15 protein-coding genes are annotated in these 16,520 nt (G+C 58.1%); 10 read left to right on the top strand and 5 right to left on the bottom strand.

Going from position 1 to position 16,520, the window contains the following annotated elements; all coding sequences use genetic code 11:
* Positions 1 to 95 precede the first annotated feature (95 nt).
* The 10 genes from nusG to HMPREF2749_RS05995 all read left to right on the top strand — a co-directional run bounded on the left by nusG (position 96) and on the right by HMPREF2749_RS05995 (position 11,308).
* Positions 96 to 842 (top strand): transcription termination/antitermination protein NusG, encoded by a 747-nt coding sequence (gene nusG / locus HMPREF2749_RS06040; protein ID WP_049338063.1) that lies wholly within the window; start codon positions 96 to 98, stop codon positions 840 to 842.
* Between the two features lie 267 nt (positions 843 to 1,109).
* Positions 1,110 to 1,538: a 50S ribosomal protein L11 gene (rplK, locus tag HMPREF2749_RS06035; RefSeq protein ID WP_005504870.1), complete on the top strand. Its 429-nt coding sequence runs from the start codon at positions 1,110 to 1,112 to the stop codon at positions 1,536 to 1,538.
* 137 nt (positions 1,539 to 1,675) lie between these two features.
* Positions 1,676 to 2,371, top strand: coding sequence for a 50S ribosomal protein L1 (gene rplA, locus HMPREF2749_RS06030; RefSeq protein ID WP_005504876.1), 696 nt, complete (start codon positions 1,676 to 1,678; stop codon positions 2,369 to 2,371).
* A 214-nt stretch (positions 2,372 to 2,585) separates the two neighbouring features.
* A complete protein-coding gene (locus HMPREF2749_RS06025; protein WP_049347325.1) occupies positions 2,586 to 3,560 on the top strand; it encodes a TDT family transporter in 975 nt (324 codons plus the stop codon).
* A 101-nt stretch (positions 3,561 to 3,661) separates the two neighbouring features.
* Positions 3,662 to 4,789 carry an ABC transporter ATP-binding protein gene (locus HMPREF2749_RS06020; RefSeq protein ID WP_049349205.1) on the top strand — a complete coding sequence of 376 codons (1,128 nt, stop codon included), beginning with the start codon at positions 3,662 to 3,664 and terminating at the stop codon, positions 4,787 to 4,789.
* A 399-nt stretch (positions 4,790 to 5,188) separates the two neighbouring features.
* A complete protein-coding gene (gene rplJ / locus HMPREF2749_RS06015) occupies positions 5,189 to 5,719 on the top strand; it encodes a 50S ribosomal protein L10 (protein ID WP_005504882.1) in 531 nt (176 codons plus the stop codon).
* A gap of 155 nt (positions 5,720 to 5,874) precedes the next feature.
* On the top strand, positions 5,875 to 6,249 hold the full coding sequence (gene rplL, locus HMPREF2749_RS06010; RefSeq protein WP_005508362.1) for a 50S ribosomal protein L7/L12: 375 nt from the start codon (positions 5,875 to 5,877) through the stop codon (positions 6,247 to 6,249).
* A gap of 350 nt (positions 6,250 to 6,599) precedes the next feature.
* Complete coding sequence (locus tag HMPREF2749_RS06005; protein ID WP_049353359.1) at positions 6,600 to 8,141, top strand: glycoside hydrolase family 32 protein; 1,542 nt, start codon at positions 6,600 to 6,602, stop codon at positions 8,139 to 8,141.
* Between the two features lie 242 nt (positions 8,142 to 8,383).
* Positions 8,384 to 10,381 (top strand): PTS sucrose transporter subunit IIABC, encoded by a 1,998-nt coding sequence (locus tag HMPREF2749_RS06000; protein ID WP_049349209.1) that lies wholly within the window; start codon positions 8,384 to 8,386, stop codon positions 10,379 to 10,381.
* A 273-nt stretch (positions 10,382 to 10,654) separates the two neighbouring features.
* Positions 10,655 to 11,308, top strand: a complete 654-nt coding sequence (locus HMPREF2749_RS05995) for a GNAT family N-acetyltransferase (RefSeq protein WP_049349211.1) — start codon at positions 10,655 to 10,657, stop codon at positions 11,306 to 11,308.
* A 116-nt stretch (positions 11,309 to 11,424) separates the two neighbouring features.
* On the opposite strand, the gene HMPREF2749_RS05990 is transcribed toward HMPREF2749_RS05995, so the two are convergent.
* From HMPREF2749_RS05990 to moaA, 5 genes are all read right to left on the bottom strand, one after another.
* The gene (locus HMPREF2749_RS05990; protein ID WP_049349213.1) at positions 11,425 to 12,501 is read right to left on the bottom strand and encodes a LacI family DNA-binding transcriptional regulator; all 1,077 of its coding nucleotides are present in this window, start codon (positions 12,499 to 12,501) and stop codon (positions 11,425 to 11,427) included.
* Positions 12,502 to 12,599: 98 nt separating this feature from the next.
* A complete protein-coding gene (locus HMPREF2749_RS05985; RefSeq protein ID WP_070506949.1) occupies positions 12,600 to 13,913 on the bottom strand; it encodes a molybdopterin molybdotransferase MoeA in 1,314 nt (437 codons plus the stop codon).
* Between the two features lie 141 nt (positions 13,914 to 14,054).
* Complete coding sequence (locus HMPREF2749_RS05980; protein WP_070593736.1) at positions 14,055 to 14,759, bottom strand: molybdenum cofactor guanylyltransferase; 705 nt, start codon at positions 14,757 to 14,759, stop codon at positions 14,055 to 14,057.
* Positions 14,759 to 15,025 (bottom strand): MoaD/ThiS family protein, encoded by a 267-nt coding sequence (locus tag HMPREF2749_RS05975; protein WP_049338071.1) that lies wholly within the window; start codon positions 15,023 to 15,025, stop codon positions 14,759 to 14,761. Before HMPREF2749_RS05975 ends, HMPREF2749_RS05980 begins: the two co-directional genes overlap by 1 nt.
* Before the next feature lie 104 nt (positions 15,026 to 15,129).
* On the bottom strand, positions 15,130 to 16,341 hold the full coding sequence (moaA, locus tag HMPREF2749_RS05970; protein WP_012903023.1) for a GTP 3',8-cyclase MoaA: 1,212 nt from the start codon (positions 16,339 to 16,341) through the stop codon (positions 15,130 to 15,132).
* Positions 16,342 to 16,520 lie beyond the last annotated feature (179 nt).

The raw sequence follows: 16,520 nt of genomic DNA, 5'->3' as shown, positions 1-16,520 counted from the left end.
CATCCTTATCTGGGGTGCCCCATCAGTGATTTCCCTCAGCGCATTGGCGAGTGGAAGTCCCCTCTAGATGATTAACGATAGAAAGTAGGAGCGACGTGTCCGAGCAGGAACTGGTATCCGAGATTGAAGAGGTCGAGGTAGCCGCTGCTGAGGCTACTGAGGAGTCTGCAGCTATTGAGCAGCAGGCTGAGGAAGCTACCGAGGCTGTCGAGGTGGCTGAAGCAGCTGCTGAGGCTGCTGAGGAAGTCGACGCTCTGGAAGAATTCAAGTCCAAGCTGCGCCGTCAGATGGGCGACTGGTATGTGGTTCACACCTACTCCGGCTACGAGAACAAGGTGAAGACCGGTATCGAGACCCGTATCCAGAACCTGGAAGCTGAAGATGAGATCTTCGAGGTTCAGGTTCCCATGGAGACCGTGGTTGAGTTCAAGAACACCGTGAAGAAGACCATCCGCCGCGTGCGTGTTCCCGGTTACGTTCTGGTTCGTATGGAACTGACCGACCACTCGTGGGGCGTTGTCCGCCACACCCCCGGTGTGACTGGCTTCGTGGGTCAGGATGCGTACAACCCGGTCCCGCTGCGCATGGACGAGGTCTTCGACATGCTCCTGCCGGTCTTCGAAGAGCAGCAGCAGAGCCAGGGTCTGCCTGTTTCCAAGCCCGTTATCGAGTCCGACTACACTGTGGGCGAGAATGTCCGCGTGAAGTCCGGTGCTTTCGAGGGCATGGACGCTACCGTTTCGGAGATCAAGGGCGAGTCCCAGCAGATTGTCGTGATGATTTCCGTCTTCGGCCGCGATACCCCGGTGACCTTGAGCTTCACCGAGATCGAAAAGATTTAACGCTTCTAGCGTGTGAATATGAGCCTCGCACTGTTGGTGCGGGGCTCATATTTTGTGTCGGCTTTGTAAGCGGCATTAGTTGTGCAGACGAGGTTTAATCTTTCTGCTAGCTGGCGCTGGATTAAGTCGCTGATTAACGCTAGAATATTGGTTTGTGTATGCGCATGTCACGCTTTCATGTGGATGCACGGGTGACCGCGCCACGGTCACCGTCTTGCCGGCGTACGCTCCTGTGCGTCGGTTCCCAGCTAAGAAAAGGACCCTACATTGGCTCCCAAGAAGAAGGTCACTGGCCTCATCAAGCTGCAGATCCAGGCAGGCGCCGCTAACCCGGCTCCCCCCGTCGGCCCCGCACTGGGCTCGCACGGTGTGAACATCATGGAGTTCTGCAAGGCATACAACGCTGCAACTGAGTCGCAGCGCGGTAACATCATCCCCGTTGAGATTACCGTCTACGAGGATCGCTCCTTCACCTTCATCACCAAGACCCCTCCGGCTTCCCAGCTGATCAAGAAGGCTGCTGGCGTTGCTAAGGGCTCCGCTGTTCCTCACACCACCAAGGTTGGTTCGCTGACCGAGGCTCAGGTGCGCGAGATCGCTGAGACCAAGATGCCCGACCTGAACGCAAACGACCTGGATGCTGCTTCCAAGATCATCGCAGGTACCGCTCGTTCCATGGGTATCACCGTCGAGTAATTTCGGCTCGCCGAATAGCCGAGTAATCGGCACCGTAGATTTTTCTACACAGAACTTGTAAATGCCCGTCGTATGGACGGGATGTGGCAGAGCCGAGCGCGGCTCACGAGACCACAACTGCATAAGGAGAAAAGCAGATGGCAAAGCGCAGCAAGGCGTACAAGGCAGCTGTAGCCAAGATTGAAGAGGGTAAGCTCTACACCCCCGCTGAGGCAGTTGCCCTGGCGAAGGAAACCTCTTCCACCAAGACCGACGCAACCGTTGAGGTTGCAATGCGTCTGTCCGTTGACCCCCGTAAGGCAGACCAGATGGTTCGCGGTACCGTGAACCTGCCCCACGGCACCGGTAAGACCGCTCGCGTGGTCGTTATCGCAGCAGGCCCCAAGGCTGCTGAGGCTGAGGCAGCTGGCGCTGACTACGTTGGTTCCGACGAGCTGATCGCAAAGATCGCTGGCGGCTGGACTGACTTCGACGCAGCGGTTGCAACCCCCGACATGATGGGCAAGGTCGGCCGCCTGGGTAAGATCCTGGGTCCCCGTAACCTGATGCCGAACCCCAAGACCGGTACCGTGACCATGGATGTTGCAAAGGCTGTTGCAGACATCAAGGGCGGTAAGATCGACTTCCGCGTTGACCGTAACTCCAACCTGCACTTCATCATCGGTAAGGCTTCCTTCACCGCTGAGCAGCTCGAGGAGAACTTCCAGGCAGCTCTGGAAGAGGTTAACCGTCTGAAGCCCTCTTCGGCTAAGGGTCGTTACATCTCCAAGGCAACCGTTGCTACCACCTTCGGCCCCGGCATCCCCGTTGATCCGGCTGCCGTTGCTGCCTAAGGTATGCACCTGTAGCTTCTAGCGTTAGCTAGTAATCGCCCCCGACGTTTAGGCGTCGGGGGCGATTTTTTATAGGCTTAAAATATGGAGCGACTTGCTGGCTCCGAGTCCTGGCTCCGGCTGGCTTTGGCCTTGTCCGTGTTCCGGGCTGTCGAAACACCTATTGGGGTTGCGTGCCCCCATCCTGCCCTACAACTATGAGAGGTAAAACCTAATGCCTTCTTCCCTTCAGAACGAGCAGAGCGCCCGTCGCGGTCTCAGCGTGCCGGTCAATTATTTTGCGGTGGCGCTGGGCACCGGTGCTTTGGGTGCTGCCTGGCGTACCGGTGCGTCGAAGGGAATGGCACCTGATTGGGTGGGGGAGAGTATCCTGGCTTTTAACGCTGTGGTGTGGCTGCTCCTTGTGGGGTTTTTGATTCATTCGGTGGTGAAGTACCGTGCGTGGGTGCGTAGTTTTTGGGAGCATCCGGCGCGTACCTGCTTCTTTTCGCTGATTCCGGCGACGACGGCGCAGGTGGGTGCGGCTCTCTACCCGTATGCGGAGGTTCCGGCGCTGACTCTGGTGGTGCTGGGAGCTGTGGGGCAGCTGTACTTTGCCTCTCACCGCATTGCCGGTACGTGGCGTGGTGGGTATGTGCCTGAGGCTGCCTCGCCGGTGCTGTATCTGCCGACTGTGGCGACAAATTTTGCGACCGCTACGGCGATGGGTTTTGTGGGGTGGCACGATATGGCGATGCTCTTCTTCGGTGCGGGTCTGATTTCGTGGTTCAGTGTCGAGGCCGCGATTCTGAGCCGCCTGCGCACCCTGGCCCCGCTACCTCAGGGGGAGCGCGGCATTATTGGTATTCAGATGGCGCCGCCTTTTGTGGGTGGTAACGCGTACCTGGCGGCTAATGGCGGTATGGTGGACTGGTTCTTTTTGGTGCTGACCGGTTATGGCATTCTGCAGTTGTTCTTCTTGATGCGTTTGCTCCCGTGGACTCTTGAGGGTGGTTTCTCGATGAGCATGTGGGGTTTCTCGTTCGGTATGGCTTCCATGGCGGCGAGCGGTATTCGCTTGACGGCTGCTGGCTCGCTGGGGTTGGTGGGTCCTGCGCTAACGGTGGCGGGTACGGCTTTCCTCATTTTCCTGTGGGTGGGTACGCTGCATTTGGCGTTGAAGGGGCGTTTGCTGGTACGACCGAGCTAGGGCGCTCACATGAGACTCTGGTGCGAGGTTCGCGCGCTGTTTTATGACGGTGCTTATCTTCTGCACGCGTGCCGGGCACAAGTTTCGGCGATAATGGGGGAATGACTTCTGCATCCTACTCTTCTGCCGCGGCGGAGCCTTTTGAAGGCCTGCGTATTCGAGGTGTCGCTAAGACCTTTGGCACTGATACGACGGTTCTGAATGAGATTGACCTGGATGTGCACCCCGGCGAGCTGATTTCCCTCGTGGGTTCTTCCGGTACGGGTAAGTCCACTCTGCTGCGTATTATTGCCGGTTTGGAGGAGCCGAGCGCCGGTCGGGTGACTTATGCCGGTCAGCCTCTGGAGCGCGGCTCGGTGGGTGTGGTGTTTCAGCGCCCTATTCTGTACCCGCATCTGAGCGTGAAGGACAATATTCTGTTCCCGACCCGGCTGGGCGCGTTCGCCGGTCGGGTTGACGCGGACTACTACCGTGAACTGCTGGAGGCTCTGAAGCTTGAGGGGTTGGAGTCTCGTAAGCCCTCGCAGCTATCGGGTGGTCAGGCGCAGCGTGTGGGTATTGCGCGTGCTTTGATTCGTCGTGCCCCGGTGGTTCTTTTTGATGAGCCGCTGGCGAGTGTGGATGAGCAGATGAGCGCGAGTATCCGCGCCGATATTGTGCGCTTGCATGAGCGTTACGGTTTTACGGGCCTGTACGTGACCCATGATCAGAATGAGGCGCTCATGCTGGGTCAGCGGGTGGCGGTGATGGATGCTGGCTACCTGGTGCAGGTGGATACTCCGGAGCGGCTGCTGGCGCATCCGCATACTCTGCAGGTGGCTAAGCTTTTGGCGGCGCCCGCGCTGAACCTTTTGAATCTTGAGGATTCTGAGTCGCTTCCTGCCGGGTGTGAGCTGGCGATTCGTGCGACCGCGCTGTGCCCTGTGGCTGCAGACGCTGCTCATGCTCTGCCGGTGCAGGTGCTTGGCAGCCGCCATCTGGTGGGCGGCATGCTGTACAGTGCGCGTCTGTTAGAGGCGGTGTCCCTACCTCTGGAATCTCGACGGGCTTCGGTGGATTCTGAGTTGAGTGCCCGAGTGCGTGCCGGTCAGGAGCTTGAGTTCTTTATCTCGGATGCGCAGGGCACCTCCCTGATTGGCGCCTCGCTCAGCGTAGGGGAGCAGGTGCACCTGGGGGTGGCTGCTGAGCGCTGCTTCTTGTTCTCGGACGGAAAGCGCTTTTACCTCTAGAACACGGTTTCTGGGTTTTTCAGCCGGGCCTTTTAGGTGGGAGAAAGCGCGGGTTAATCGACTTAAAGAGGGGCTTTAAGTGATTAACCCCGCTTAATCGCGTTTTTAACTTGCGACTCGGGCTTTAACCTGAGATGATGAATGAACCAAAGACCGCCGGTCTAGAACTATGTCCTTTATCGCCACCTCGGTGGAGACGAAGAACAGAGTTCTGATAAGAGCAGATTTCACTAGAAATCGCCGCCCGCGTAGGTAACTCGAAGTGAATAGTCGTTGCCCTGATTTAGGTGCCGCCTATCGTGCCTCGTACGCCTACGCGTCGGGGCATTTTTTATTGCTTGCAATAAATGCTTCGAGGCTCTACCGGCGACCTTACAAGAATCGGAAGAAGGAACTACCATGGCGACTCAGGAAAAGATCGCTGCAGTATCCGAGCTGAAGGAACTCTTCGAAGCTTCGAACGCAGTCATCCTGACCGAATACCGCGGTCTCACTGTTGCACAGCTCAAGGAGCTGCGCCGCGCACTCGGTGCAGAGACCGAATACGCCGTGGTGAAGAACACGCTGGCTGCTATCGCAGCTAAGGAAGCTGGCATCGACGCATTCGAAGGCCACCTCCAGGGTCCCTCCGCACTGGCATTCATCAAGGGCGACCTGATCGATGCTGCTAAGGGCCTGCGTGACTTTGCCAAGGCTAACCCCCAGCTGATTGTGAAGAACGGTTACTACGAAGGTGCCGCTCTGACCGAGGACGACGTCAAGCGCTACGCTGACCTGGAATCCCGCGAGGTTCTGCTGTCCAAGGTTGCAGGTGGTGCAAAGGCTACCATCGCACGCATCGCACAGGTTGTGGACGCACTGCGCGTCAAGCTGGAGGAGCAGGAAGGCGCAGCTCCCGCTGCTGCCGAGGAGGCTTCGGAAGAGGCATAAGCCCCTTTCGTGCTACTGCACCAGCGCTGAGATACTCAGCAGCGTGAACGCGAATAGCGTGTAACGCACCCTAAATTTGACCGACCCTCTCGGGTAGGTACTGAAGATTTACACCGCGGGCGTCAGCCCGCACCAGATAGTGAAGGAGCCAAACAATGGCTAAGCTGTCCATCGAAGAACTCATTGCAGCATTCAAGGAACTGTCCCTCGTTGAGGTTTCCGAGTTCGTCAAGGCATTCGAGGAAGAGTTCGACGTCACCGCAGCTGCTCCCGTTGCAGTTGTAGCAGGCGGCGCAGCAGGCGAGGCTGCTGAAGAGAAGTCCGAGTTCGACGTTGTCCTGGAGTCCGCTGGCGACAAGAAGATCGCAGTGATCAAGGAAGTTCGTGCCCTGACCTCCCTCGGCCTGAAGGAAGCAAAGGACCTGGTTGACAGCGCTCCCAAGGCTCTGCTCGAGGGCGTTTCCAAGGAAGACGCTGAGAAGGCTAAGGAGCAGCTCGAGGCTGCTGGCGCAACCATCACCCTCAAGTAATCGACTTCTTCTCGATTCTTACGCGGGCGGTGCATCCATCGGATGCGCCGCCTCGCGGCATTTAACAGCCCCGAACCTTCCCCGACATTACGGCGGGGGCGGTCTCGGGGCTTTACTATGCTCGCATTATGTTTGGAGTGTCGGTTACCTTCTCCGGTAGCTTACGGAGTGTTTTTGTTAGTACCTAGTGATGCCCACGGCGAAGAGGCCCCTGTGACCACCCTGTGCCTCAACTGAGAGAGGCTGAGAGCACTGTGGTGCCTCTCTCCTAGAGCCCGGCAACGGGTCAGAGGTGCCGTATGATGGGATGAGACAACCCAGACATTCCCCTTGCACGAAAACGGATAGACATGAGCGAGCAGAAGAAAAAGAAGAAGAGCGCAACCGAGCGACCCGACCGCGACTTGGCGGCTGAAGCACAGCAGATCCTGGACGCCTTCGGCGCCGGTGTGCGTGAAGACCGCGACTACCCGGCACTGCACCTGGCCCCTCCCGTGGGCCGTCTGAACGACCCGAACGGCCTGGTCTTTGACGGCAAGCGCTACCACGCCTTCTACCAGTACTCGCCCCTGCACCCGGAGCGTATGGTCTACTGGCGCCACGCCGTGAGTGAGGACCTGACCCACTGGACCGATGAGGGTACCGCCCTGGTTCCCGACAGCCGCTACGACTCGCACGGCTGCTACTCCGGCTCCGGCATCAAGGTGCCCGGCGGTTTTGAGTTCTTCTACACCGGTAACGTGAAGGACGAGAAGGGCAACCGTGAAACCTACCAGATTCTCGCAACTGCGGGTGAGGACGCGAAGCCGACCCGTCAGCTGCCCCCGCTGATTTCCGGCCCTGAGAAGGGCTACACCGCGCACTACCGCGACCCGCACGTCTTTGAGCGTAACGGCGAGTGGTGGATGGTTATTGGTGCTCAGCGTGAAGACAAGACCGGCGCCGTGGTCGTGTACACCTCCGCTGACCGCCGCGAGTGGACCTTCCGCGGCGAGCTGGGTATTAAGGATAAGAGCCTCAAGGGCACCTACATGTACGAATGCCCCTCCCTGCTGAGCATGCGCGATGAGCTGACCGGCGAGATTCGTGACGTGCTGATTTTCAGCCCGCAGGGCATGCAGCCCCTCGGCGAGAAGTACAACAACATTTTCCAGAGCGGCTACATTGTTGGCTCGCTGGATAACGAGACTCTCAAGTTCACTGTGGAGACCCCCTTCACCGAGCTGGATGCAGGTTTCGAGTTCTACGCACCGCAGACCATCTCCGGTACCGGCCTGACCGCCGACCCGAAGGCACCGCACGATGTATGCGGTGATGCCCCGGTGATGATTGCTTGGCTGGGCAATGCTGACCAGGACGACCTGCCCTCGTGGAGCCACCGCTGGGTGCACATGTTCACCTACCCGCGTGAGCTGCACCTGCGCAACGGCAAGATTTTCCAGCGCCCGGTTCCGCAGCTGAACGACGCGATGAAGATGACCCCGCTGTACCGCGAGGAGGAGAAGGGTAAGCTCGTCGAGCTGAAGAATGCCCTGACCTTCCGTCTGCGCGGCCGCGTGAACGTCTCTGACGAGTGCGTGAAGCTGAAGATCAAGGACACCCACGGCGTGGCACTGAGCATCGTTCTGGATAAGGACTTTGTGCAGATGGACCGTGGCGGTACCCGCTACACCGAGGGTGGCAGCCTGCGCCGTCGAACCCTGAAGCGTTCGAAGATTCGCGAGTTTGACCTGCTTGTGGACGGTTCGGCTACCGAACTGTACGTGGGTGGCAAGCTGGTTGCCTCCATGGGCGCTGAGGTTATGACCGCTCGCACCTTCTTCAAGGGCGATAAGCGCCGCGTCCGCCTGACCGGTGGCGAGGTGCTGTCCCTGGAGTATGGCCGCCTCTAAGCCATTTTCTAGGCGTTGGGAGCCGCCTATGCGGGTAGTTTCCGGTAATTTCTGAATATGTTTGAGAGCTCACTCTCCGTGTGGAGAGTGGGCCCTCGCTTTTAAGAACTTTCCCGTGATACCATGTTTTACATCTGATATGTCAAACGTATGACATATACATGACATGCACACACAGACATGTCACCCCACCCCATTTACAAAGCATCATACGGTGGTGCTCCAAACAAAGGAGAGCGAGCGTGGACCACAAGTCAGTGGCACAGCGCGTGCTGAAGGACGTCGGTGGCGCCGGCAACATCGTTGCAGCCGCACACTGCGCAACCCGCCTTCGCCTCGTCCTGAAGAACCAGGACAAGGTCGACCAGGCAGCAATCGACAACGACGAGGATCTTAAGGGCAGCTTCCTCAATGCTGGCCAGTTCCAGATTATCGTCGGCCCCGGCGACGTTAACGAGGTACACAAGCACCTTATCGCCGCTGGCGCACCCGAAGCATCTAAGGATGATCTCAAGGAAATCGCCTCCAAGCAGGGCAACATCGTTTCCCGCTTCATTAAGACCATTGCTGATATCTTCGTCCCGCTGATTCCGGTTCTGGTCGGTGGCGGTATGCTGATGGCAATCAACAGCGTGCTGACCTCCAAGGGTATCTTTGGTCCCGAGAGCTTCATCGCAATGCACCCCGAGTGGGCTGACTTTGCAGACATCATCAACCTGCTCTCCGCAGCTCCCTTCGCCTTCCTGCCCGTGCTGGTCGGCTTCTCCGCTACTAAGGTCTTCGGTGGTAACCCCTACCTCGGTCTGACCATGGGTGCCGCGATGGTTTCCCCGGCCCTAATGAACGGCTACAGTGTCGCAGCATCCCTGGCGGGTGCTGAAGGCACCGACCCGATGAAGTACTGGAACCTCTTCGGTCTGCAGGTTCAGCAAGCGGGTTACCAGGGTACCGTGCTGCCCATTATGCTGGTCGCCTTCATCCTGGCGAATATCGAGAAGTTCTTCCACAAGGTCCTCAAGGGCACCATCGACTTCATCTTCACCCCCACTCTGACCATCCTCATCACCGGCTTCCTGACCTTTATTCTGGTCGGTCCCCCGATGTTCCAGCTGGGTACCTGGTTGGGCGAGGGCGTGAACTGGCTCTACACCGTTGCCGGCCCGCTCGGCGGTCTGGTCTTCGGTACCTTCTACGCATTCATCGTGATGACCGGTATGCACCAGGCATTCCCGCCCATCGAGATGAGCCTGTGGGCTACCGGTGGTTCCTTCATCTTTGTTGTCGCGTCGATGTCTAACGTGGCGCAGGGTGCTGCTGCAGCCGGTGTTGCGCTGACCACCAAGAACAAGAAGATTAAGGGTATTGCTTCGGCATCTGCACCCTCGGCATTCCTGGGTATTACTGAGCCCGCAATGTTCGGTGTGAACCTGGCTCTGCGCTGGCCCTTCTACATTGCTATTGTTTCCGCAGGTATCGGTGCAATGGTCGCTTCCATCCTGAATGTGAAGGCAATTGCTCTGGGCGCCGCTGGTTACATCGGCTTCCCCTCCATTAGCCCCACTACCGGCGCGGGCTGGGCTGGCTTCTTCGGCTGCCTCATCCTGACCACCGTTATCGCTTTCGTTGCCTCCTTTATCTGGGGTAAGAAGGTTGAGGCTGGCAACACTGAGGCACCCGCTGCACCCGCTGCTGCCGCTCCCGTTGCCACCGTAGCTGCTGCCGCAGCTCCCGCCGCCGCTGTAGCATCTGAGGCTGGCGAGAGCGTCGAAATCGGTTCCCACATGGTCGGTTCCGTGGTTCTGCTGGCTGACGTCAAGGATCCCACCTTCTCCTCCGGCGCACTGGGTGCAGGCACCGCAGTGGAGCCCACCGAAGGTAAGCTCTACGCACCGGCTGACGGCAAGATCACCGTTGCATTCCCTACCGGCCACGCATACGGTCTGCGCACCGAGGACGGCCTGGATCTGCTGATGCACATCGGCATGGACACCGTTGAGCTCGACGGCAAGCACTTCGAGCCCAAGGTTGCTAAGGGTGACACCGTCAAGCGCGGCGACGTCATCGCTGAGTTCGATATCCCCGCCATCAAGGCTGCTGGCTACCCGCTGGCAACCCCCATGGTGATTACCAACGCCAAGAAGGCGGCTGCTTCGGTTGAAGATGTTCAGGCTTCGGGCGCATCGGTGACCAGCGCAGATTCGCTGCTGAAGGTTGCACTGAAGGCAAAGGCTAACGCATAGTCTGCACTCTTAATGAGTAGATAACCTCAACGTGATGTACACCCCGTACCCCTCTTCCTAGAGTTGGTGCGGGGTGTTCAATTTTTCCTGCAAAAACATGCAAAAAAGATATGAATAAATATGCACTAAAATTATGCATAATGGTGCAATATAAGCTGGCACACATTAATGCATGACCGTGAAAAATGTCTTGATAAGGCAGAATTTATTAGCCAGGAGTGAATAATCCAGCTAATATTTATGTATAGTTTCAAGCTTTTGTAAAGGGTGAATATGACCTCAGCTTCCTATGCTGTCCGCACCGCCGAGCCTCATGAATATGCCGAAGCGCTCGAAGTCCTGATTGCCGCGTTTGACGGAGATCCCGCCATGATGGCAGTCATTGCAGGCGGTAGCCGCCGACAGGAACTCGCCAGGCTCCGCGCCATTATGACCCTTCAGGTCTACGGCAACTTCCAGGGTCGCGGCCGTATCGACATTGCTATTGACGACTCTACCGGCAAGATTGTGGGTGTTTGTCTCTGGAACACCCCTGAATCCCATGAGGGTTCCTTCGCTAACGAGCTCAAGCAGATTGGCGCCTACTACAAGGCACTCGGTTGCAAGACCCTGCTGAGGGCAGTCCTGATGGAGCTACACCTGCTCAAGTACCGCCCCGCGTACAAGCACTGGTACCTCTTCAACATTGGTGTCCTCGAAGAGTACCGAGGCCGCGGTATCGGCTCGCAGCTACTCGATTACGGTACCGAACGCATCGGCGACTACCCCGCCTACCTCGAAGCATCGACCTACGATAGTGCCCGTCTCTATGAGCGCCGCGGATTCTTCTCCCTCGGCCCGCTCCACGGAATCTTCTCCAAGGCACACGCCGTTGGTATGGTCTACCCCGGCACCGGTCCCACCGAGATTGTGCAGCGCACCTCCTAAACTTCCGGACGCGCACAAAACCGATAAATGTATATGCAAAATCCGCCCCACCGTGAGCACTCGCACGGTGGGGCGGATTTTTATCGTCAGAAGAGGAGCTTCTTATTGGAGCTCGTCTATTGGAGCTCGTCCGGGGCGGAGGTGTCAGGCTGAATCTGATCCAGATTCGGGATAGAACGCACCGTAGCCCCCAGATGGAGCTCAACCGGGAGTACATCCTCGGGCTGGGTAATTGGGGGAGTGGTCTTCTCTGAGGAATCCTCCTGCTGTAGCTCAATGAGCTCCAGCAGACGCTGCGCGGTACGCTCTGCCATGCCCTCAATCGGCTGAACCACGGTCGCCAACTCCGGCATGAGCAGCTGAACGCTCTGCGTGCCATCGTAACCAATCACCTGGAAATCCTCCGGAACACGAATAGCGCGTGCGCGCGCCCAGCCCAGCGCCAACGCGGCGTAATTATCGTTGGAGGCAAAGACCGCATCCACCGGCTCCGGACTATCGGCGCGTTCATCAAGGTAGCGGTAGAGCACCTCACGTTTAATACCCAGTGAAGGACGGAAGCCCAGCTCCAGGAACTCCGGCATGAGTCCGGCTTCGAGCATTGCCTCACGGTATCCGCGCTGACGCTCATTGTGCTTACCCAGGGTCGACGTCACGTGCACAATATTCTGCGCACCCGTGGCAATCAGATGCTCCGTGGCGGCGCGGGCGCCTCCGTAATTATCGGAGCGGACATTCGGGTAAAAGCCGCTTTCGAGGCGGTCCACGGTCACCAGGGGAGCCTGGGCGTGCGGAATATTGACCAGCGCGTCAGAGTGGGCGCCGCTGATGATGCCGTCCACCTGATTGGAGAAAAGCATCTCCAGGTAGCGCTTCTCTTGTTCGGGGTGGTCATCGCTATTGCAGAGAATGACCCGGTAGCCTGCTTCGGCAAGGTAACTTTCGAGGCGGTACACCATCTCCCCGTAGAAGGGGTTTGCGACCGTGGGGAAGATGAGGCCCACCATCTGCGAGCGCTGGCCCTGCAGGCTGCGGGCGATGGCGTTGGGGCGGTAGCCGAGTTCCCGCATTGCCTCGTGGACCTTGGTGCGGGTGCTTTCGCTCAGGTAGCCGCGGTTGTTGAGCACGCGGGAGACCGTGGTGGGGGAGACTCCCGCCAGGGCTGCAACGTCGCTGAGTTTGGGCTTAGCCACGGGGGCTCCCTTCGGTATGCTAAACGATTGACATATCTCTCTACTATACCCCGACCGCATACCGCATAAACATTTCAACGCCGGAAAATAGCGCCTTACTACAGCACCGGAATAATCGGAACCCGAGCTCCCACCTCATGGGCAGAACCCCGAACCGAAGAATCATCCAACACCGCACAATGAGTAGCCGCTGCCAACGACGACAACATATGCGACGCCGACTTCGGTAGAGGATACGCTACACCATCACGCACCGACACCGGCAACAGACGAACCCCCGCCGGCTTACGCAAAGTATCAACCGGCTCACCCAAAACAGCCGAATCCAGCTCCGGTAGGGGCATATCCCTCATACCAGCCAAAAGCGGCGGCAAATACGAATACAAAGCCGTGTACGCTGCCAAAGGATTACCCGGCAGACCCAACACAAAACGCTCACGACCAGAATTCGGGCCCGTCTCCGGAACCGGCAAACGCGCAGCCAATGCCGGATGCCCCGGACGCACATCCACCGACTCAAACAAATAGGTTGCGCCCATGTCGTTGAGCACCTTACGCACCAAATCAACACCCGAGGTGCTCGACCCGCCCGTAAACACCAGCACACGAGCCGTCGACGTGGACAAGAACGTGCGGAACTCAGACTCAACATCCGCCAAACGAATCGAAGGGCGCGCCTCGCAGCCAGCAGAAATAATCGCATGCTCCATAAAGCCGCCAAACGCATCACGCACCTGACCAGGCGCAGGCACACCAAAGGTAATGACCTCATTACCCGTAAACGCGCAACGTACCGGAATCGGGGCGTACACCGGCAACTCATCAAAACCATTCGTGCCCAAGAACGCCGCCATACGCGCAGAGATACGGTCGCCGTGGCGTGCCAACAGCTCGCCACGCTCTAGCTCAACACCAGCATGGCGAATATCAGCACCCGGCGCCGGAGGCTCAAAACCCTCCGCCATATCCAGGTAATGAATACTGGACTGAGTCTCCAAATGAGCAGCTACACCAGGGCGAGACGAAGCCTCCGCACCCTCATACAGGCGCGAATGCTCCTCGCGCACAATCGCTTCAGCGCCCTCAGGGAGCAAACCACCCGTCAAAATCGGGGTCGCCTCACCCGGAGCAATCGGCACCGTCAGACGGTGAATATTAGCGCGAGAATCCTCCGGATACGCCGGAGTCACCAGACGCCACGGAGGCACACCCGCCACAGCGTAACCGTCCATCGCGGAAGAGCTGTAGTGGGGCACCGGCATCACCGAATAAACATCATCCGCCAAATAGTGGTCAATTGTCGCCAGCAGCGGCAAAGACTCCGTCTTCACATGGTGTGCAATCTCCAGGCCCTGCTCATGCAAAATCTGGCGGGCCTGCTGCCACGAAACAGAAGGAATATGGTGAGACATCGTACCTCGTAAAAGTGTGTGCGGGACGCGCAACAGCGCGCGAGCTCAAAAACGCTACATGTACACGGTATCTAAAGCCAAGACTTATCACCTAGGGTACTCGTAGTCAGGCCCTAATATCACACTGCGGTAGCTCAGCTACTAATAGCTTGACCAAAGCGACGTCGTATAACCCAGCGCCTGCGCCTGCTCCCACGTATCAACATCGGCGGTATCAGCGGCAGACATCTGAACCGCAGTAGGGTTCAGACGACGCAAAAAAGAACGAACAGAAGCGTTGGTGGTGCCGGCCGAAAAGACCGAACGAATTGCCTCAAAACGGTAAATACCCACCAGCGGCTGATAGATACCCTCAGAAACACCCCAGAAACCTGCAGATGATTCAGCACCCTCAAATGATTCAGAATCAGTAGGGGAGAAGCCCGCCGTGCGCTCAGCACTTTGCGCCGCAGTAATCAGCTGTTGAACCGCCGGGGCAATACGCGGAGTATCCACACCCAAAATCAGGCACCAGTCGGGCACAGGAATCTGCGAGCGCTCGCAATCGGCCGCAATGCACTCCAAACCGGCATGAATCGCCGCGGCAGGACCCGAAAACGGCGGATCCTCACGAGTACGCAACACCCCGGTAGGCAAGGGCAGGCTCTCAGGACCCACCACCACGCGCGGGGATGCGGCGGCCACCGCCTCCAGAGCACAATCCAGCAGAGTATTCGTACCATCAGACAGGGACGCCTTCGGCACGTGGTTCAGGCGGCGAGAAGCACCTCCGGCAACAACGACCGCGGCGCACGAAAAATCGCCCCCAGCGGGAAGTACAGAACCGGGTATCTTATCCGCCCGCATTATCCACCCGCAAAGGGAGGCAGAACGTCCACACGGTCGGCATCCTGCAGAGGTGCCTGCGCATCCGAGCGGGCACCATTGACCAGGAACGAGCACTGCTCCATCACCTGCGCAAGAGTCAGACCCGACGGGGTCGTACCCTCCAAGCTCTGACCCAGATGCTCAACGAGCGCGCCAAGAGTTGCCGACGGTAACTCAGCCAAAGGTACCGACAGCTGCGTGGTACCCGCCGCAGAACGTGCGGCAGCGAAAAAATGAACCTGCATAATGCTCCTCAATCCTAAGTCAGGGGACAGCCGAAAATCACGGGCGCAAGATGCCAATAAAAAGCCTTATCCGCGCACCTTCGGCTGATGAATCAGCGGCTTTCCTAGCCACCAATAGCGCTCATCGAGCGGCTCGCCTTAGCGAACTCCTCAATATCGAAGTCAGCGTCTTCCTTACCGTGGGCGCGCGGCTTAAACCACATGCCCTCACGCCAGCGCAGAGCCAGCTGCTTATCGTCAGCACCGGAACGCAGAAGCTGCATCAAATCAGTCTCGGTGTCGGAGAACAAGCAGGAACGAATCTTACCGTCCGCCGTCAGGCGGGTGCGGGTGCATGCATTGCAGAACGACTCCGTGACCGAGGCGATAATACCCACACGGCCCAGCGACTCGGTACCGTCAGCAGGGAAGCCCGCCTCATCCAGGGCAGTACCGAGCGGGTACACCTCCCACAGCTGAGCGGGGGAGTCGCCGCGCGCCTCCGCCACCGAACCCAGAACATACTCAGCCGACAGTTTCTCGCGAATCTCAGCGGCGGTAATCGTGCCCTCACGGGTCCAACGGTTATCAGCATCCAGCGGCATCTGCTCAATGAAACGCAGCTGATAGCCGCCCGCCAACGCCCAACGCAGAAGCTCCGGAGCCTGATCATCATTCAGACCCGGCATCAGCACAGCATTAATCTTGATCGGCCACAGGCCAGCCTCCGCTGCACCATCGATGCCCTTGAGCACGGCGTCGAGCTTATCGCGGCGGGTCAGCTCGGCAAAGGTCTCACGGCAAATCGTATCCAGAGAAACATTGATGCGGGTCAGACCAGCCTCCGCCAGCGCGGCGGCACGCTTCTCCAAACCAATACCATTCGTCGTAATAGCAAGCGGAACATCCGGATGCGCCTGGTGGATGCGGGAAATAATATCCACCAAATCGGCGCGCACCAGCGGCTCGCCACCGGTAAAGCGGATCTCCTCAACGCCCAGCTCAGTAATCGCAATATCGGCAAGGCGCGCAATCTCCTCGGCGGAGAGCAGATTCTCCTTCGGGAGCCACTGCAAACCATCCGCCGGCATGCAATAAATGCAACGAAGATTACATTTATCGGTCAGCGAGATACGAAGATCAGTCGCCACACGACCCCAACGGTCCAAGAGCGGACCGCTATTCGTAATATTCGGGAGCTTACGCTGTACATTTACGCCATTCTCAGATTTTTGGGGTGTCACAAAAGCAGCCCCGTTACCCTCCGCAGAAGATAAGGTGCTTAACGTTGGGCCCGCAATGAGCTCAGAAGAGGTCGAATTTGCCGTGTACGCCATGTAAAACCTATGTGGAAAATTTGCATATTTCAGGTGACAATATGATTATTCCATGTTCCGGCGCCCCGTACATAGTGTGTGCAGGGTAAGTTACAACTGCGCCACCGCAGACCACCACGAGGAAAACAACGTGTACAAGCTAGGGAAGTACACAAAACGTCATACAGAGCCCACACATG

Origin of the sequence: Rothia sp. HMSC075F09, assembly GCF_001810515.1 — a bacterium.
Taxonomy (GTDB): domain Bacteria; phylum Actinomycetota; class Actinomycetes; order Actinomycetales; family Micrococcaceae; genus Rothia.
This window is presented reverse-complemented; position numbering and strand designations above follow the sequence as displayed.